The organism is Bradyrhizobium sp. CCBAU 51765 (genome assembly GCF_015291725.1).
Taxonomy (GTDB): Bacteria; Pseudomonadota; Alphaproteobacteria; order Rhizobiales; family Xanthobacteraceae; genus Bradyrhizobium; species Bradyrhizobium liaoningense.
On sequence record NZ_CP030038.1, the window covers coordinates 1,105,001 to 1,119,367 of the forward strand.

General features: G+C 65.0%; 13 protein-coding genes. 6 read left to right on the forward strand and 7 right to left on the reverse strand.

All coding sequences use genetic code 11. From position 1 onward, the window contains the following. Window positions 1-10 precede the first annotated feature (10 nt). The 5 genes from XH96_RS05130 to XH96_RS05150 all read right to left on the reverse strand — a co-directional run bounded on the left by XH96_RS05130 (window position 11) and on the right by XH96_RS05150 (window position 4,928). Complete coding sequence (locus tag XH96_RS05130; RefSeq protein WP_194391336.1) at window positions 11-1,324, reverse strand: NAD(P)H-dependent oxidoreductase; 1,314 nt, start codon at window positions 1,322-1,324, stop codon at window positions 11-13. Between the two features lie 168 nt (window positions 1,325-1,492). Beyond that, the gene (locus XH96_RS05135; protein WP_194391337.1) at window positions 1,493-2,293 is read right to left on the reverse strand and encodes a phytanoyl-CoA dioxygenase family protein; all 801 of its coding nucleotides are present in this window, start codon (window positions 2,291-2,293) and stop codon (window positions 1,493-1,495) included. Window positions 2,294-2,428: 135 nt separating this feature from the next. Beyond that, window positions 2,429-3,106 carry a GntR family transcriptional regulator gene (locus tag XH96_RS05140; protein WP_194391338.1) on the reverse strand — a complete coding sequence of 226 codons (678 nt, stop codon included), beginning with the start codon at window positions 3,104-3,106 and terminating at the stop codon, window positions 2,429-2,431. Window positions 3,107-3,293: 187 nt separating this feature from the next. Further along, the gene (locus tag XH96_RS05145) at window positions 3,294-4,106 is read right to left on the reverse strand and encodes an alpha/beta fold hydrolase (RefSeq protein ID WP_194391339.1); all 813 of its coding nucleotides are present in this window, start codon (window positions 4,104-4,106) and stop codon (window positions 3,294-3,296) included. 3 nt (window positions 4,107-4,109) lie between these two features. Further along, window positions 4,110-4,928, reverse strand: coding sequence for an alpha/beta fold hydrolase (locus tag XH96_RS05150; protein ID WP_194391340.1), 819 nt, complete (start codon window positions 4,926-4,928; stop codon window positions 4,110-4,112). 135 nt (window positions 4,929-5,063) lie between these two features. Here XH96_RS05150 and XH96_RS05155 point away from each other — a divergent pair, with 135 nt between their 5' ends. Further along, window positions 5,064-5,606: a methylated-DNA--[protein]-cysteine S-methyltransferase gene (locus tag XH96_RS05155; RefSeq protein ID WP_194391341.1), complete on the forward strand. Its 543-nt coding sequence runs from the start codon at window positions 5,064-5,066 to the stop codon at window positions 5,604-5,606. Between the two features lie 119 nt (window positions 5,607-5,725). On the opposite strand, the gene XH96_RS05160 is transcribed toward XH96_RS05155, so the two are convergent. After that, the gene (locus XH96_RS05160; protein ID WP_194391342.1) at window positions 5,726-7,270 is read right to left on the reverse strand and encodes an acyl-CoA synthetase; all 1,545 of its coding nucleotides are present in this window, start codon (window positions 7,268-7,270) and stop codon (window positions 5,726-5,728) included. A gap of 117 nt (window positions 7,271-7,387) precedes the next feature. Further along, a complete protein-coding gene (locus tag XH96_RS05165; RefSeq protein ID WP_194391343.1) occupies window positions 7,388-8,560 on the reverse strand; it encodes an acetyl-CoA C-acetyltransferase in 1,173 nt (390 codons plus the stop codon). A 233-nt stretch (window positions 8,561-8,793) separates the two neighbouring features. Between XH96_RS05165 and XH96_RS05170 the strand changes: the two genes are divergently transcribed. The 5 genes from XH96_RS05170 to XH96_RS05190 all read left to right on the forward strand — a co-directional run bounded on the left by XH96_RS05170 (window position 8,794) and on the right by XH96_RS05190 (window position 14,326). After that, window positions 8,794-9,372: a TetR family transcriptional regulator gene (locus tag XH96_RS05170; RefSeq protein ID WP_245333635.1), complete on the forward strand. Its 579-nt coding sequence runs from the start codon at window positions 8,794-8,796 to the stop codon at window positions 9,370-9,372. A 55-nt stretch (window positions 9,373-9,427) separates the two neighbouring features. Beyond that, window positions 9,428-10,186 (forward strand): SDR family NAD(P)-dependent oxidoreductase, encoded by a 759-nt coding sequence (locus XH96_RS05175; RefSeq protein ID WP_024337318.1) that lies wholly within the window; start codon window positions 9,428-9,430, stop codon window positions 10,184-10,186. 193 nt (window positions 10,187-10,379) lie between these two features. Then, on the forward strand, window positions 10,380-11,186 hold the full coding sequence (locus XH96_RS05180) for an enoyl-CoA hydratase/isomerase family protein (protein ID WP_194391344.1): 807 nt from the start codon (window positions 10,380-10,382) through the stop codon (window positions 11,184-11,186). Between the two features lie 43 nt (window positions 11,187-11,229). Continuing rightward, a complete protein-coding gene (locus XH96_RS05185) occupies window positions 11,230-13,101 on the forward strand; it encodes an AMP-binding protein (RefSeq protein ID WP_194391345.1) in 1,872 nt (623 codons plus the stop codon). A 97-nt stretch (window positions 13,102-13,198) separates the two neighbouring features. After that, entirely contained in the window at window positions 13,199-14,326 is a 1,128-nt protein-coding gene (locus XH96_RS05190; RefSeq protein ID WP_194391346.1) for an acyl-CoA dehydrogenase family protein, read from the forward strand. The last annotated feature ends 41 nt before the right edge of the window (window positions 14,327-14,367 follow it).

Genomic DNA, 14,367 nt, shown 5'->3' on the forward strand with positions numbered 1-14,367 from the left:
GGCAGGCCGGTCAATGGTGCGCTGCGAACGCGGCTTCCATGGCCTTGCGCGTCTTCACCGTTTCGTTGCCCGCATCGAATTCGATATCGCTCCAGCGCACCACCGCGCCATGGGCGACGTCATGTTTCAGCTTCACGCGATGTGCCAGTCCGATGGGCAGGGCGCCGGTCCTCAGGCTCGCAGCCGCCGGTAACAGCTTGCCCCACACCGTATAGCCCCCCTCGCCGTCGAGCATCTCGCCGGCGCGCAGATTGCGCTTGGCCACCGCTGCGACGTCGCCGCGGAAGCCGATGGCCTGCCCGGTCGGTTCGCCCCGCAGCGCGGCCGACAGCACCGAGATGTTCAGCTCGAGCCCGATCAGATGATAGGGCTTGTACATCGCGGCGAAGCGTCCGCTGGCGTCGGTCTTCAGGCCATATTGCCTGAAGCAGTCGGCGGCATAGTCGTTCGGCGCCTCCAGCACTACATAGACGCCCCAGCGCAGATCGCGAAACACCGGCCGGCCGTCGCGCTCGAGCGAGGAGACGACCTCGACGACGCCGGACCGTTCCAGCACGCCGCCGCGCGAGCGCGGCCGCATGATGTGCGGCAGGTCATCGACGCCGCAGGGCGGAAACAGCAGGCCGTCCGTGGGCACGTCGAGGCCGCAGGCGTTCGCAATCGCGGCCATCTCGATCGCCGATTTGGTGCCGTCGAGAAAGGAATTGAACATCTGTGGATTCATGCCGGCCGATTGCGCCTCGCCCGCAGTCAGGCCGTAATGCTGCCAGACGCCGTCGGGCGTCACGTCGTGATAGGCCGGCAGATATTTCGTGCCTTTGCCGGCAGCGACGACGCGGAAGCCGGTGGCCCGCGCCCAATCCACCATCTCCGCGGTCAGCGCCGGCTGGTCGCCATAGGCGAGCGAATAGACCACGCCGGCCTTGCGCGCTTCCTCGGCGAGCAGGGGGCCTGCCAGCACATCGGCCTCGACATTCACCATCACGATATGCTTGCCGGCCGCGATCGCGGCGCGCGCATGCTTGATGCCGACCGCAGGATTGCCGGTCGCCTCCACCACCACGTCCATCGCGCCGCCGGCAATGGCGCGTGCGCCGTCATCGGTGAACATGGTTGCGGCGATCCGCTCGGCGCTCCAGCCGACGGTGCGGCAGGCCTCACGCGCGCGATCGCGGTCGATGTCGACGATGATGGGCACCTCCAGCCCAGGCGTGTGCGGTACCTGCGCCAAGAACATCGAGCCGAATTTGCCGGCGCCGATCAATGCGACACGGACCGGCTTGCCGGCGGAGGAACGGGCCTGGAGGAGGCGGAAGAGGTTCATGGGAGATTTTTCCAGTGATGCAGCAGTCGTGAGACGCATGTCTCTATCAGATCGTCATGGCCGGGCTTGACCCGGCCATCCACGTCTTCCTGACGGCGATCGCGTCAAGTCGTGGATGCCCGGGTCAAGCCCGGGCATGACGACTGAGGATGTGGCACGAGGCCTGTTCTACTCCGCCGCCTGCCGCGGCGCACGAGCGAGCCGCAGCAGTGCGTCGTCGTCCACGGTCTTGATCGGCGTGAAGTCGCGATGCGCGATGTAGTCCGGCCGGGTCGGTGTGCGGATGTAGTTCGAGACCGCGTTCAGCGTCAGGTACACGATCTTGCGCGGGTAGGGCGTGATGTTGCCGGCAGATCCATGCACGAGGTTGCCGTGGAACATCAGCATGCCGCCGGGCTTGCCCGTGGGCGCCACGATGCCGCCCTGCTTGACGAGGCGCGTCACGGTGTCCTCGTCCAGCGTCCACAGCGGATAGGAGGTGGTGGCGAGGTCATGCGAGGCCTCCAGGTCGCCGGCATTCTGGCTGCGCGGCACCAGCATCAGGGGGCCGTTGATCGGCATCACCTCGTCGAGGAAGATCGCGATGTTCATCGCGCGCGGCTCCGGCATGCCGTCGTCCCGCTTCCAGGTGCCATAGTCCTGGTGCCACTGCCAGACGTCGCCCGTGAAGGCCGATTTCGCATTGATCTTGAACTGGTGCATGTAGACGGGCTCGCCGAACAGCTGCTCGACCGGCTCGATCATGCGCGGATGGGCGCCGAGGAGTCCGAAGGCCTCGTTGTAGAGGTGTGCGGCAAAGGCCGTGCGCGGCGCGCCGCTCTTCTCGCGCCAGACCTCCGGCCGGTTGGCGTCGTAGATGCCGACCGCCTCGCGCGCGAGCAGATCGACCTCCTCCTGGGCGAACAACTCGGGCAAAAACAGCCAGCCCTCGCGGTGGAAGAACTCCAATTGCTCCTGAGACAGTTTCATGGGTCGTCCTCCTTATGTTTGCTTGTTCGTTTTCTCTCTCGTCATGCCCGGGCTTGTCCCGGGCATCCACGTTCTTTGGACCGGGCGGAAAGGCGTGGATGGCCGGGACAAGCCCGGTCATGACGGCGTTTGCGATTACGCCGCCGCCTCGTCCGTCGCCCTCAATCTCTCCTCGGTCATCCGTCCTGCCGTCTGCGCATGCACCAGCGCCGCACGCTCAGCTCCGTTCGCGTCGCCAGCAAGAATGCGTGCGGCGATGTCGGCATGTTCGGCCCAGGCGCTGTCGCGATAATCGAGCTCGGACAGCACCGTCGCCATCGAGCGCCGCATATGCGGCCATTGCGGTGCGATCGTTTGCTCGATCACGGGATTGCCGGCGAGCTGATAGATCGCGCGGTGGAAGTCGACATCGAGCGCGATGAGCTCGGCCAGCGTCGTGTTGCGGTCGCTGCGGCGTCCGACGGCAAGCGCCGCGTCGAGCCGTGCACGTCCGGCCGCGTCAGTGCCTGCGCGCGCCGCGGCAAGTCGGGCCGCCAGCGCGTCGATGGCGCCGCGTACCTCGTAGAGCTGGCGGATGCGCGCGGGGTCGAGCTGGGTGACTTCAAATCCCCGGCGGCCGCTTTCGGCGACCAGGCCCTGGCGGTGCAACAGATGCAGTGCATGCGAGACCGGCTGGCGCGATACGCCGAGCCTGTCGGCCAGCTCGTTCTGACGGATGCGCTGGCCGGGACGCAGCGTGCGGTCAGAGATCGCTTCCAGGATCCGCGCATAGACCTGGTCGATCAGGTTCGGGAGCGGGTCGAGAGGGATCACGCCGGCGGCTCCTCATACGGAATACGGAATTCCGTATCGGAAGGTATGCCGGGACGGTTGGGGCGTCAAGGCGAACCTTAGAGGTCCCGCTCAAGCGGCCTTTCTGCCCCCGTTAAGCCGTTGATATCACTAGGTCCGTCTACTGTGCATGGGGTTGTTTTCGAAGTTTGGAGGCGGGCAGCCACCCCTACTCCGCTAGGAACCTGTTCACGACATCACCGAACTCGAGCGGCGCCTGCTCGAACATCCAGTGGCCGGCGTTGGCGATCACCGCCGTCTCGGCGCCCGCGATGTGCTCGGCCAGCACACGCCACATCACCGACAGGCTGCCGGTGGTGGCGCCGCCGCCGATCAGCAGCGTCGGCGTCCTGATCGCCTGCGCATCGCTGAGCGTGTACGGCCGGCGCTGCTCGTTGATCTGGCCGAGGAAGGTCAGCGCGTTGTCGCGCAGCTGCTGCTTGGCCGCGGCGGGCACGCGCCGCCAGGAGCCGTCGCCCTCGATGCCTTCGTAGAAATTCTGCAGCGCGCCCTCGATATCGCCGGCGCGGATCATCTCGACCGATCGCACGGTGCGGGCCGCCAGCGGCGGATGCGCGGGCGTGCCTTCCGGCACCGGAAGGGATGCGTCGAGATCGCCGCCGGGCTCGGCCAGCACCAGCTTGCGCAACAGATCAGGCCTCGCCTGCGCGACGCGAAAGGCGATATGCCCGCCGCGCGAATGGCCCATGAGATCGACCGGCGCAGGCTCAACCTGCTCGATGAAGGCGATCACGTCGGCAACATGCTGCGCCATCTTGTAGTCGTCGCCGACCGCATCCCAATGCTCGGGGAAGAAATGCCGCAGGCTCACCGAGATCACGCGATGATTCTTCGACAGCGGGCCGAGCACCGGATACCAGGTGCGGAAATCCCCGAGCGTGCCGTGCACGCAGACCAGCGGACGGCCGCTTCCGACTTCCAGATAGGCCATGTCGTAGCCGTTGACGCGAATTGTCTGCATTGGTCAGCTCGCCAGGAAATCCAGCACCACTTCGGAATATTTCTGCGGCGCCTGCTCGAACATCGGATGCGTCGCGTTCGGGATGATCGCCGTCTTCGAATAAGGCACATGCGCGGCCAGCGCGTGCAGCACCTTCGGCAGCAGGCCCTTGGTCCGCGCCCCCAGGATGAACAGGGTCGGCATCTTGATGGACTCCGCATCCGCCTTCGAGAACGGCGGGCGGTTGTCGCGAACCTGGCCGATCAGCGTCATGGCGTTGTCGCGCAGATTCTGCTTCACCATCGCCGGCAGTCGCGGCCAGGTGCCGGGCCCCTCCAGCGTGTCGACGAAGACGGCGAGGCCGCCATCGACATCGCCGGCTGCGATCTTCTCGGCCGAGGCGGTGAAGCGCGCCAGCAGCGGCGAGGGGCCGCCGACGTAATCCGGATCAAGGCTCGCATCGAGCTCGCCGCCGGGCTCGGCCAGGATCAGCCGCCGGAGCAGGTCCGGCCGCCGCTGCGCCACGCGGAAGCAGATGTGCCCGCCGCGGGAATGGCCCATCAGATCGACCGGTCCGAGATCGAGCTCGTCGATGAAAGCGATGACGTCGTCGACATGCTGGGCGATCGAATAGGTGTCACCAAGGCCGTCCCAGCGCTCGGGGAAGAAGTGCCGCAGGCTGACGGCGATCACCCGATGTCGCTGCGTCAACGGCCCGAGCACGCAGCCCCAGACGCGGAAGTCGTTGAGCGAGCCGTGCACGCAGACCAGCGGCGGACGGCCTCTGTCTTCGCCCACGTCGAGATAGGGCATGTCGTATCCGTTGACGTGGAGGCTTTGCATTCAGGGCTCGCGAGGGGTTGGAACTCCTGTGCAAGATTCCCGGAAACCGGGTGGATCGCAACTATTTCCAAGCCTAGATTCGGGCCGAGATCACATTGGGGGCATGCGGCAAGGAACGCAGCCAGGAACCAAGCCATGACCGACCAGCATTTCGCCCTGTTCGACACCCGGATCGGCCTCTGCGCCATCGCCTGGGGCCCGCGCGGCATCAACGGCACGCAATTGCCGATGGGCGGCGAGCAGAAGATCCGCACCCGCATCAGCCAGCGTCATCCTGAAGCGACCGAGGCCGAGCCGACCGCCGAGGTGCAGCAGGCGATCGACCGCATCACGAAACTGCTCGCGGGCGAGCCGGATGACCTCACCGACATCCCGCTCGATCTCGACGGCGTTCCCGACTTCAACCGCGGCGTCTACGACATCGCCCGCACCATTCCGCCCGGCAAGACGATCACCTATGGCGACATCGCCAAGCAGCTCGGCGGCGTCCAACTGTCGCGCGACGTCGGCCAGGCGCTTGGCCGCAATCCGTGCCCCATTGTCGTACCCTGCCATCGCGTGCTGGCGGCCGGCAACAGGCCCGGCGGCTTCTCGGCCAATGGCGGCGTGGTGACGAAGCTGAAGATGCTCGAGATCGAAGGCGCGCTGGTGAACCACACGCCGAGTTTGTTCGATTGAGGTGGTCTGCGCGAGCGTTGTAGGGTGGGCAAAGCGAAGCGTGCCCACCAACAGATCGTAGTCTGAACAGGTGGTGGGCACGGCGCTTCGCGCCTTTGCCCACCCTACGAGATTGCGCCCTAAATCTTCGTCGCCGTCTTCGGCCAATATTTGTCGCGCAGATGCCGCTTCACCAGCTTGCCCGTGGGCGTGCGCGGCAGCTCGGCTTCGAAGTCGATCGAGCGGGGGCACTTGATGGCGGAGAGGCGGGTCTTGCAGTAGGCGATCAGATCGGCCTCCAGCGCCTTGCCGGCGCGGCTCATGTCGTGCGGCTGGACCACCGCCTTGACCTCTTCGCCCATCTCTTCGTTCGGCACGCCGAACACAGCGACGTCGGCGACCTCAGGATGCGTGATCAGCACGTCCTCGGTCTCCTGCGGGTAGATGTTCACCCCGCCCGAGATGATCATGTAGGACTTGCGGTCGGTGAGATAGAGGAAGCCGTCCTTGTCGAGATAGCCGACATCGCCGAGCGTCGACCAGCCCTTGGCGTTGTAGGCCTTCTTCGTCTTCTCGGGGTCGTTGTGATAGGTGAAGGCGGGCGCGTCGGCGAAATAGACCGTGCCGATCTCGCCTGTCGGCTGCTCCTCGTCGTTCTCGTCCAGAATCTTGACCTTGCCGACCACGGCGCGGCCAACGCTACCGCGGTGCTCCAGCCATTGTTGCGAGTTGCAGACCGTGACGCCGTTGCCTTCCGAGCCCGCGTAGTACTCGATCAGGATCGGTCCCCACCATTCGATCATCCTGGCCTTGACGTCGACCGGGCAGGGCGCCGCTGCGTGAATCGCGCCTTTCAGCGTTGAAACATCGTACTTCGTCCGCACCTCGTCCGGCAGCTTCAGCATGCGCACGAACATGGTCGGCACCAGCTGCGACTGCGTCACCTTGTATTTCTCGACCAGCTTCAGGAATTCTTCGGCGTCAAAGTGCTCCATGATGATGGAGGTGCCGCCGAGCACGATGGCCATCATGTTGAAGCGCAGGGGCGCGGCGTGATAGAGCGGCGCCGGCGAGAGATAGGTGCTATCCGCGTTCATTCTGCACATATCGGCGCAGAGCACGCGCAAGAGGGCGTTCGGCACGTCGATCCTGTTACCTTCGAAGGCCTTCTTGATGCCCTTGGGTCGCCCGGTGGTTCCCGACGAATACAGCATGTCGTAGCCGGCGACCTCGTCCGCAATCGGCGTGGTCGGCTGCGCGCCTGCTTCCTTGTCGTAGGAACGGAAGCCGGGCAGCGGCTCGTCCATCATGTAGAAGACGGGCTCGCCTGCCGTGCCCTTGATCAGGCCCCTGATCTGGTCGGCGCATTTCGGCGTGGTGATGACGATCTTGGCGCCGCAATCCTTGATGATGTAGTCGATCTCGTCCTGCTTCAGATAGCGGCTGATGGCTGTGTAGTAGAGCCCGCTGCGCTGTGCCGCCCAGCAGATCTCCATGAAGGCGAGCCGGTTCTCCATCAGAAGTGCGATGTGGTCGCCGGCCTTCAACCCGAGCGATCGGAAGAGATGTGCGCCCTGGTTCGAGAGCTCGTCGAGCTCGCGATAGGTGATCGCCTTGCCGGTACCGGCCATCTGGTAGGCGACCTTGTTCGGCGTGGTGCGGGCGTGGATGGAGGGGTGGGTCATGGCGTTTCCTCAAAACGCGAATGGCGAGTAGCGAGTGGCGAATAGGGAAGAAGGGCAAACCGCCCTTCGCCTACTCACCATTCGCTACTCGCCATTCACTACTCGCTTTTGTTCTTCTTACAGCCGTTCCACGATTGTCACGTTCGCCATGCCGCCGCCTTCGCACATGGTCTGCAGGCCATAGCGCTTGCCGCGCTGGTGCAGGGCGTGAACCAGCGTCGTCATCAGCTTGGTGCCGGAGCCGCCGAGGGGGTGGCCGAGCGCGATGGCGCCGCCGTTGACGTTGAGCCGCTCCGGGTCGGCGCCAGTGGTCTTCAGCCAGGCGGTCGGCACCGAGGCGAAGGCTTCGTTGACCTCGAACAGGTCGATGTCGCCGATCTTCATGCCGGCCTTCTCCAGCGCTTTCTTGGTGGCGTGCAGCGGCGCGTCCAGCATGATGACGGGATCGCCGCCCGTCATGGTCATGTGGTGGACGCGCGCGAGCGGCTTGACGCCGAGTTGCTTCAGGCCCTTTTCGTTCACCACCATCACGCCGGAAGCGCCGTCGCAGATCTGGCTGGCGCTGGCGGCGGAGAGCCTGCCGTTCTCGGCGATCAGCTTGACCCCCTTGATGCCGTCGAGGCTGACGTCGAAGCGGATGCCTTCGTCGATGTGGTGGGTGTCCTTGCTGCCGTCGGCACGGGTGATCTCGAGCGGCACGATCTCCTTATTGAAGTGACCTCCTTGCGTCGCCGCGATCGCGCGCTGGTGGCTGTTGTAGGAGTACTCGTCGAGCTCATCCTTGGAGAGGCCGTACTTCTCCGCCATCATCTCCGCGCCGGTGAACTGGCTGAACACGATGTTCGGATACTTCTTCTCGATGCCCGGGCTCTTGTAGTTGCCAAATCCGTTCTTGGCCGGAAGCTGCGAGGACAGGCCCATCGGCACCCGGGTCATCGATTCCACACCGGCCGCGATCACGACGTCCATCGCGCCCGACATCACAGCTTGCGCGGCGAAGTGCAGCGCCTGCTGCGAGGAGCCGCACTGGCGGTCGATCGAGGTGCCCGGCACGCTCTCCGGCAGCTTCGAGGCCATGATCGCGTTGCGCGCGACGTTGTTGGACTGCTCGCCGACCTGCATCACGCAGCCCATGATCACGTCCTCGACCAGCGCGGGATCGGCCTTGGTGCGGTCGACCAGCTCGTCCAGCACCTTGGCGGCGAGATCGGCCGGATGCCAGCCGGCGAGGCGGCCCCCCTTGCGCCCGCCCGCGGTGCGCGCAGCGGCGACGATATAAGCCTCGGCCATTTCGGTCTCTCCCATGATTGTTCTGAATTGGGTTGTCGGGGCGGATTTAAGGGGTGGACTATCGTTTAGTCAATCGATCAATTAACTCTTGTGATGAGGCGCTGCTTGGGCTTATCTGCCCCCCGCTCCGAGCGGCGAAAACAGGGATCTCCGTGGCTATCAGCGTACCGAACAGGCTCCCCGGCGGGAAAAATTCCACGGCAGAGAAATTGCTGGTGGCCGCGAGCGAGCTGATGATCGAACGCTCCTCGATCGAGATCTCGCTCTCCGATATCGCGCAGAAGTCCGGCGCCAACGCCGCGCTGGTCAAATATCACTTCGGCAACAAGGACGGCCTACTGCTGGCGCTGCTTGCGCGGGATGCGGCAACCGAGATGTCGAATCTCGAATATCTGCTGGCGCAACCCATCACGTCGACGGCGAAGCTGAAGCTGCATATCGCCGGCATCATCCGCGCCTATCACCGGTTCCCCTACATGAACCGGCTGATCCACTATCTGCTGCACGAGACCAGCGCGGGCTCCGCCGATGAGGTCTCGAAATTCTTCGTCGCCCCGCTGCTGGATTTCCACCGCCGCCTGCTCGCCGAAGGCGTCAGCCGCGGCGAATTCCGGCAGACCGATCCGGTGCTGTTCTACACAAGCCTGATCGGTGCCTGCGATCATCTGTTCTTCGGCCGGCATGCGATGTCTCGCGCGACCGGCGTCGGCCCGGTCACCGACGACGTCTGCCGGCAATATATCAAGCACATGGAAACGCTGATCTGCGGCGGCATCCTCACGCAAGCCGAGGAAGCTGCTGCGGCCGGATAGTCCGGCCACCACGTCACAAGTCTAGAGAAGAAACGCTCAAGGAAAGGTACAAGCGATGCAGTTGAAAGACGTAGCCGTTCTCATCACCGGCGGTGGCTCGGGCCTTGGTGCCGCGACCGCCCGCGCCATGGCTGCCAAGGGCGCCAAGATCGGTGTGATCGACCAGAGCAAGGAAAACGCCGAGAAGGTCGCTGCCGAAGTGAAGGGCGTCGCGCTGCATGCCGACGTCACCAGCGAGGAGCAGATCAAGGCCGCAATCGCCAAGGCGGAAGCTGCGCACGGCGTCGCGCGCGTGCTGATGAACTGCGCCGGCATCGGCGGCTCGCAGCGCATCGTCGGCCGCGACGGCGTCTACCCGCTGGAAAAGTTCGCGCGCATCATCAACGTCAATCTGATCGGCACCTTCAACTGCCTGCGCCTGTTCGCGGAACGCCTCGTCACTGCGGAGCCCATCGGCGAGGAGCGCGGCGTCATCATCAACACCGCCTCGGTCGCCGCTTACGAAGGCCAGATCGGCCAGATCGCCTATTCGGCCTCGAAGGGCGGCGTCGTCGGCCTCACCCTGCCAGCCGCGCGCGATCTCGCCAGCCAGAAGATCCGCGTCAACACCATCGCGCCCGGCCTGTTCTTCACGCCGCTGCTGATGGGCTTGAACGAGGAGGCGCGCAAGAGCCTGGGCGCCCAGGTGCCGCACCCCTCGCGTCTCGGCGACGCCAATGAATACGGCATGCTCGCGGTGCACATCGTCGAGAACCCGATGCTCAATGGCGAGACCATCCGCCTCGACGGCGCCATCCGCATGGCTCCGCGGTAGGTACTTTCTTCCTTCTCCCCTTGTGGGAGAAGGTGGCGCGAAGCGCCGGATGAGGGGTTTCTCTCCGCGATCTCATCTGCGGAGCCAGACCCCTCACCCAAGCCAGTTCGTGGCTAACGATGTGCATGCCCTCTCCCACAAGGGGAGAGGGCGCAGCAACCCGCACCGTGACCAGCGCCATGCACGAGACCCCATGTCCCAACCGCTGCTGATCGAGCACGACGACGGCGTCGACCGGGTGACGCTCAATCGTCCTGACAGTCTCAACGCGCTCGATCCGGCGCTGATCGACGCGCTCAACGACTATTTCCAGGGCCTCCAACGCAACCGCGATACCCGCGTTGTCGTATTGAAACGCGCCGGCAAGAATTTCTGCGCGGGCCTCGATCTCAAAGCCGCGATGGCGCGCCGGGCCGGGCAGCAGGAGCCGCCTGGGGTCACGGAGTCGCTGGACTCGCAGCGGCGCATTGCAGACATCGTGATGCTGATGCGGCGCTGTCCGCAGCCGATCCTGGCGCTTGTGCAGGGCGCGGCTGCGGGTGGCGGCTTCGCGCTGGCGCTGGCGTCCGACATCCGCATTGCGACGAGATCGGCACGGATGAACTGCGCCTTCATCAAGCTCGGGCTCGGCGGCTGCGATATCGGCACCAGCTATTTCCTGCCTCGTCTCGTCGGCGTGTCGGTCGCATCCGAGCTGATCCTCACTGGGCGCTTCATCGGAGCGGAGCGCGCGCTCGCGGCCGGCCTCGTCTCGGAGGTCGTGGACGAGGACAAGCTCGACGACGCGGCCGAGCCTTATGTCGAGGCGATGATGACCGCCTCGCCGGTGGGGCTTCGTCTATCAAAGGAATGCCTCAACATGAGCGTCGATGCGGGGTCGCTGGAAGCGGCGATTGCGATGGAGGATCGCAACCAGGTCCTGTGCAGCCGCTCGGAAGAGTTTTCGGAAGGCATCAGGGCCTTCCTCGAGAAGCGAAAGCCTGTCTATATCAGGCGCTGAACGACGAAGATCCGCAAAGGACAATAATTCCGGGAGACGCAAAATGAGTGGAAGCGCGGCGGCGGTGATGACGAAGCCCGCCTTTCGCAAGGTCCGGTGGCTCGAGCGCAACATCGACGTGGAGCGCCGCGGCGACGGCACGGTGGTGCTGAAGTCGCGCATTCCGCTGCAGCCTTACGAGAAGCATATCCCGGCCTCGCTGGCGAAATGGGCGAAGGAAGCACCCGAGCGCATCTGGCTGGCGCAGCGGAGCGGTCCGAACCGCGAATGGCGCAGGGTGTCTTATGGCGAAGCCAAGCGCATCGTGGATGCGCTGACGCAAGGCTTGCTCAGTCTCAAGCTCGACGGACGGCCGGTCACGATCCTCTCCGGCAATTCGATCGAGCACGCGCTGATGACGCAGGCCGCGATGCAGGCGCGCTCGCCCGCTGCGCCGGTTTCGCCAGCGTACTCGCTGATGAGCCACGATCACGTCAAGCTGAAATACCTCTTCGACCTGATCAAGCCGGCCCTCGTCATGGTACAGGACGGCCCGACCTTCGAGAAAGCGCTGAAGGCACTCGACCTCACCGGCGTCACCGTGGTTCACGTCGCGCGGCCCTGCGAGGGCATCAGGAGCATCAGCTTTGCCGAGCTCGCGGCAACGCCAGTGACGGCGGATGTCGAAGCGTCGATTGCAGAGATCACCCCCCAGACCGTCGGCAAGCTGCTGTTCACGTCAGGCTCGACCGGCATGCCGAAGGCCGTCATCAACACGCAGCAGATGATGTGCGCCAATGCGGCGATGATGATGCAGGTGCGGCCGCGCGACCCGAGCGGGCCGATCTCGACCATGCTGGACTGGATGCCCTGGAACCACACCATGGGCGGCAATGCGGCGTTTCACCCGATCCTGGTCGATGGCGGCACGCTCTATATCGATGACGGAAGGCCGATGCCGGGCCAGTTCGATGAGACGCTGCGGAATTTGCGCGAGATCTCGCCGACCTATTACGCCAATGTGCCGGCAGGCTACGCCGCGCTGGCCGCCGCCATGGAGAAGGACGATGCGCTGTGCCGCTCCTTCTTCAAGAATCTCTCGATCATGGCCTATGGCGGCGCGCGGTTGCCGGACGATCTCTACGATCGCATGCAGGCGCTGGCGGTGAAGACAACCGGCGAGCGCATCGTGTTCTACACCGGCTGGGGCTCGACCGAGACCGCGCCGACCTCGACTGGAACTTACTGGGACACCGAGCGCGTCGGCCTGATCGGCCTGCCGTTCCCCGGTGTCGAGCTGAAGATGGTGCCGTGTGGCTCGAAATACGAATTGCGCCTGCGCGGCGTCAACGTCACGCCGGGCTATTTCGGCCAGTCCGATCTCACGAAGAAGATGTTCGACGAGGAAGGATTCTACTGCATCGGCGATGCCGGCATCTTCGTCGACGACACCGATCCGGTACAAGGCATCATCTTCGCTGGCCGCGTGGTGGAGGACTTCAAGCTCACCACCGGCACTTTCGTGCATGTCGGCTCGCTCCGCACTGACGCGATCGCCGCGGCGACCCCCGTGGTGCACGACGCGCTGGTCGCGGGGCAGGATCGCGCCTTCATCGGCTTGCTGGCCTGGCCCAATTTGCATGCCTGCCGCCAGCTCGTCGGCAATCCCGATCTGAGCTTTGCCGAGGCGGTGAAGCATCCGGAGGTGATCGCCTGCTTCAGGCGCGGCCTGGAAGCTCACAACCGGGACTGCGAGGGCGCCAGCAGCCGGGCCATCGCTCGCGCGATGCTGATGGTCGAGCCGCCCTCGATCGACGGCAACGAGCTCACCGACAAGGGCTACATCAACCAGCGCGCCGGCCTCGAGCGGCGCGCCGCGCTGGTGGAGCGGCTCTATGCCGATCGACCGGATCAGGATGTGATCGTGCTGCGATGAAGTCCGTCTCTCTCCATTCGTCATTCCGGGCTCGCGCTACGCGCGCCCCGGAATGACGGTCTCAATGAATACGACGAATGAACAAAGGTAGCCGCCCATGAACTTCGATTTCTCCGACGACCAGAAGCAGCTCCGCGACCAGGCGCGCAAGTTCCTCAGCGAGAAGTGCCCGCCCAAGGCGGTGCGCGTCGTGCTCGACGGCAAGGCGCCCTACGACAAGGAGCTCTGGAAGGGCCTTGCCGAGATGGGCTTCCTCGGCGTCGCGATTCCCGAGGAGTTCGGCGGTGCGGGCGCCGGCCATCTCGAGCTCTGCGTGATCGCGGAGGAAATGGGCCGGGCCAACGCGCCGGTGCCGTTCTCCTCGACGGTCTACCTCGCTGCCGAAGCGCTGCTGATCGCCGGCAGCGACGCGCAGAAGAAGAAATGGCTGCCGGCAATCGCCGCGGGCGAGGCGATCGGCACGCTTGCGCTGTTCGAGGGCAAGGGCAATCCGTCGCCGAAGAACGTCAAGCTCACCGCCGCGAACGGTGTCCTCAATGGCGTCAAGAAGCCGGTGGCCGACGGGGCAATCGCCGATTTCGCGGTGGTTGCCGCGCGCACGGGATCGAGCGGACGCGAGAGTGACATCTCGTTGTTCCTGGTCGACCTCAAGGCCGGCGGCGTCGAGGTGAAGAGCCTCACCAATCTCGATCCGACCCGCGGGCAGGCCGAGCTAACGTTTAAGGATGCCAAAGCCGAGCCGCTCGGCGCTGCGGGCGAAGGCTGGAGCATTCTGACCCAGGTGCTCGACCGCGCCGCGGTGCTGTGCGCCTTCGAGCAGGTCGGCGGGGCCGACCGCGCGCTGGAGATGGGCCGCGACTACGCGCTGGACCGCATCGCTTTCGGCCGCCAGATCGGCTCCTTCCAGGCGGTCAAGCACATGCTTGCGGACATGTACGTATCGGCGACGCTGGCGCGCTCCAACAGCTATTACGGCGCCTGGGCGCTCTCGACCAACGCAGCCGAACTGCCGGAGGCCGCGGCCGCCGCGCGCATCAGCGCGACGCAGGCGTTCCAGCATTGTGCCAAGAACAACATCCAGGTTCACGGCGGCATGGGTTTCACTTGGGAGTTCGATTGCCACATGTACTACCGCCGCGCCAACGCGATGGCGCTGGGGTTAGGCAGCTTGTCCTATTGGGAAGACCAGTTGATCGACCGCATGCGGAAGAAGAACGCGGCGTAAATTCCTGTCGTCATTCCGGGGCGCGCGGAGCGCGAACCCGG

What these genes read in the sequence shown, in the direction of transcription:
- XH96_RS05160 (WP_194391342.1), bottom strand. Translation starts at nt 7,270, where the DNA reads ATGACCCACCCCTCCATCCACGCCCGCACCACGCCGAACAAGGTCGCC.
- XH96_RS05155 (WP_194391341.1), top strand. Translation starts at nt 5,064, where the DNA reads ATGACCGACCAGCATTTCGCCCTGTTCGACACCCGGATCGGCCTCTGC.
- XH96_RS05150 (WP_194391340.1), bottom strand. Translation starts at nt 4,928, where the DNA reads ATGCAAAGCCTCCACGTCAACGGATACGACATGCCCTATCTCGACGTG.
- XH96_RS05130 (WP_194391336.1), bottom strand. Translation starts at nt 1,324, where the DNA reads ATGAACCTCTTCCGCCTCCTCCAGGCCCGTTCCTCCGCCGGCAAGCCG.
- XH96_RS05145 (WP_194391339.1), bottom strand. Translation starts at nt 4,106, where the DNA reads ATGCAGACAATTCGCGTCAACGGCTACGACATGGCCTATCTGGAAGTC.
- XH96_RS05180 (WP_194391344.1), top strand. Translation starts at nt 10,380, where the DNA reads ATGTCCCAACCGCTGCTGATCGAGCACGACGACGGCGTCGACCGGGTG.
- XH96_RS05175 (WP_024337318.1), top strand. Translation starts at nt 9,428, where the DNA reads ATGCAGTTGAAAGACGTAGCCGTTCTCATCACCGGCGGTGGCTCGGGC.
- XH96_RS05165 (WP_194391343.1), bottom strand. Translation starts at nt 8,560, where the DNA reads ATGGCCGAGGCTTATATCGTCGCCGCTGCGCGCACCGCGGGCGGGCGC.
- XH96_RS05185 (WP_194391345.1), top strand. Translation starts at nt 11,230, where the DNA reads ATGAGTGGAAGCGCGGCGGCGGTGATGACGAAGCCCGCCTTTCGCAAG.
- XH96_RS05190 (WP_194391346.1), top strand. Translation starts at nt 13,199, where the DNA reads ATGAACTTCGATTTCTCCGACGACCAGAAGCAGCTCCGCGACCAGGCG.
- XH96_RS05170 (WP_245333635.1), top strand. Translation starts at nt 8,794, where the DNA reads ATGATCGAACGCTCCTCGATCGAGATCTCGCTCTCCGATATCGCGCAG.
- XH96_RS05135 (WP_194391337.1), bottom strand. Translation starts at nt 2,293, where the DNA reads ATGAAACTGTCTCAGGAGCAATTGGAGTTCTTCCACCGCGAGGGCTGG.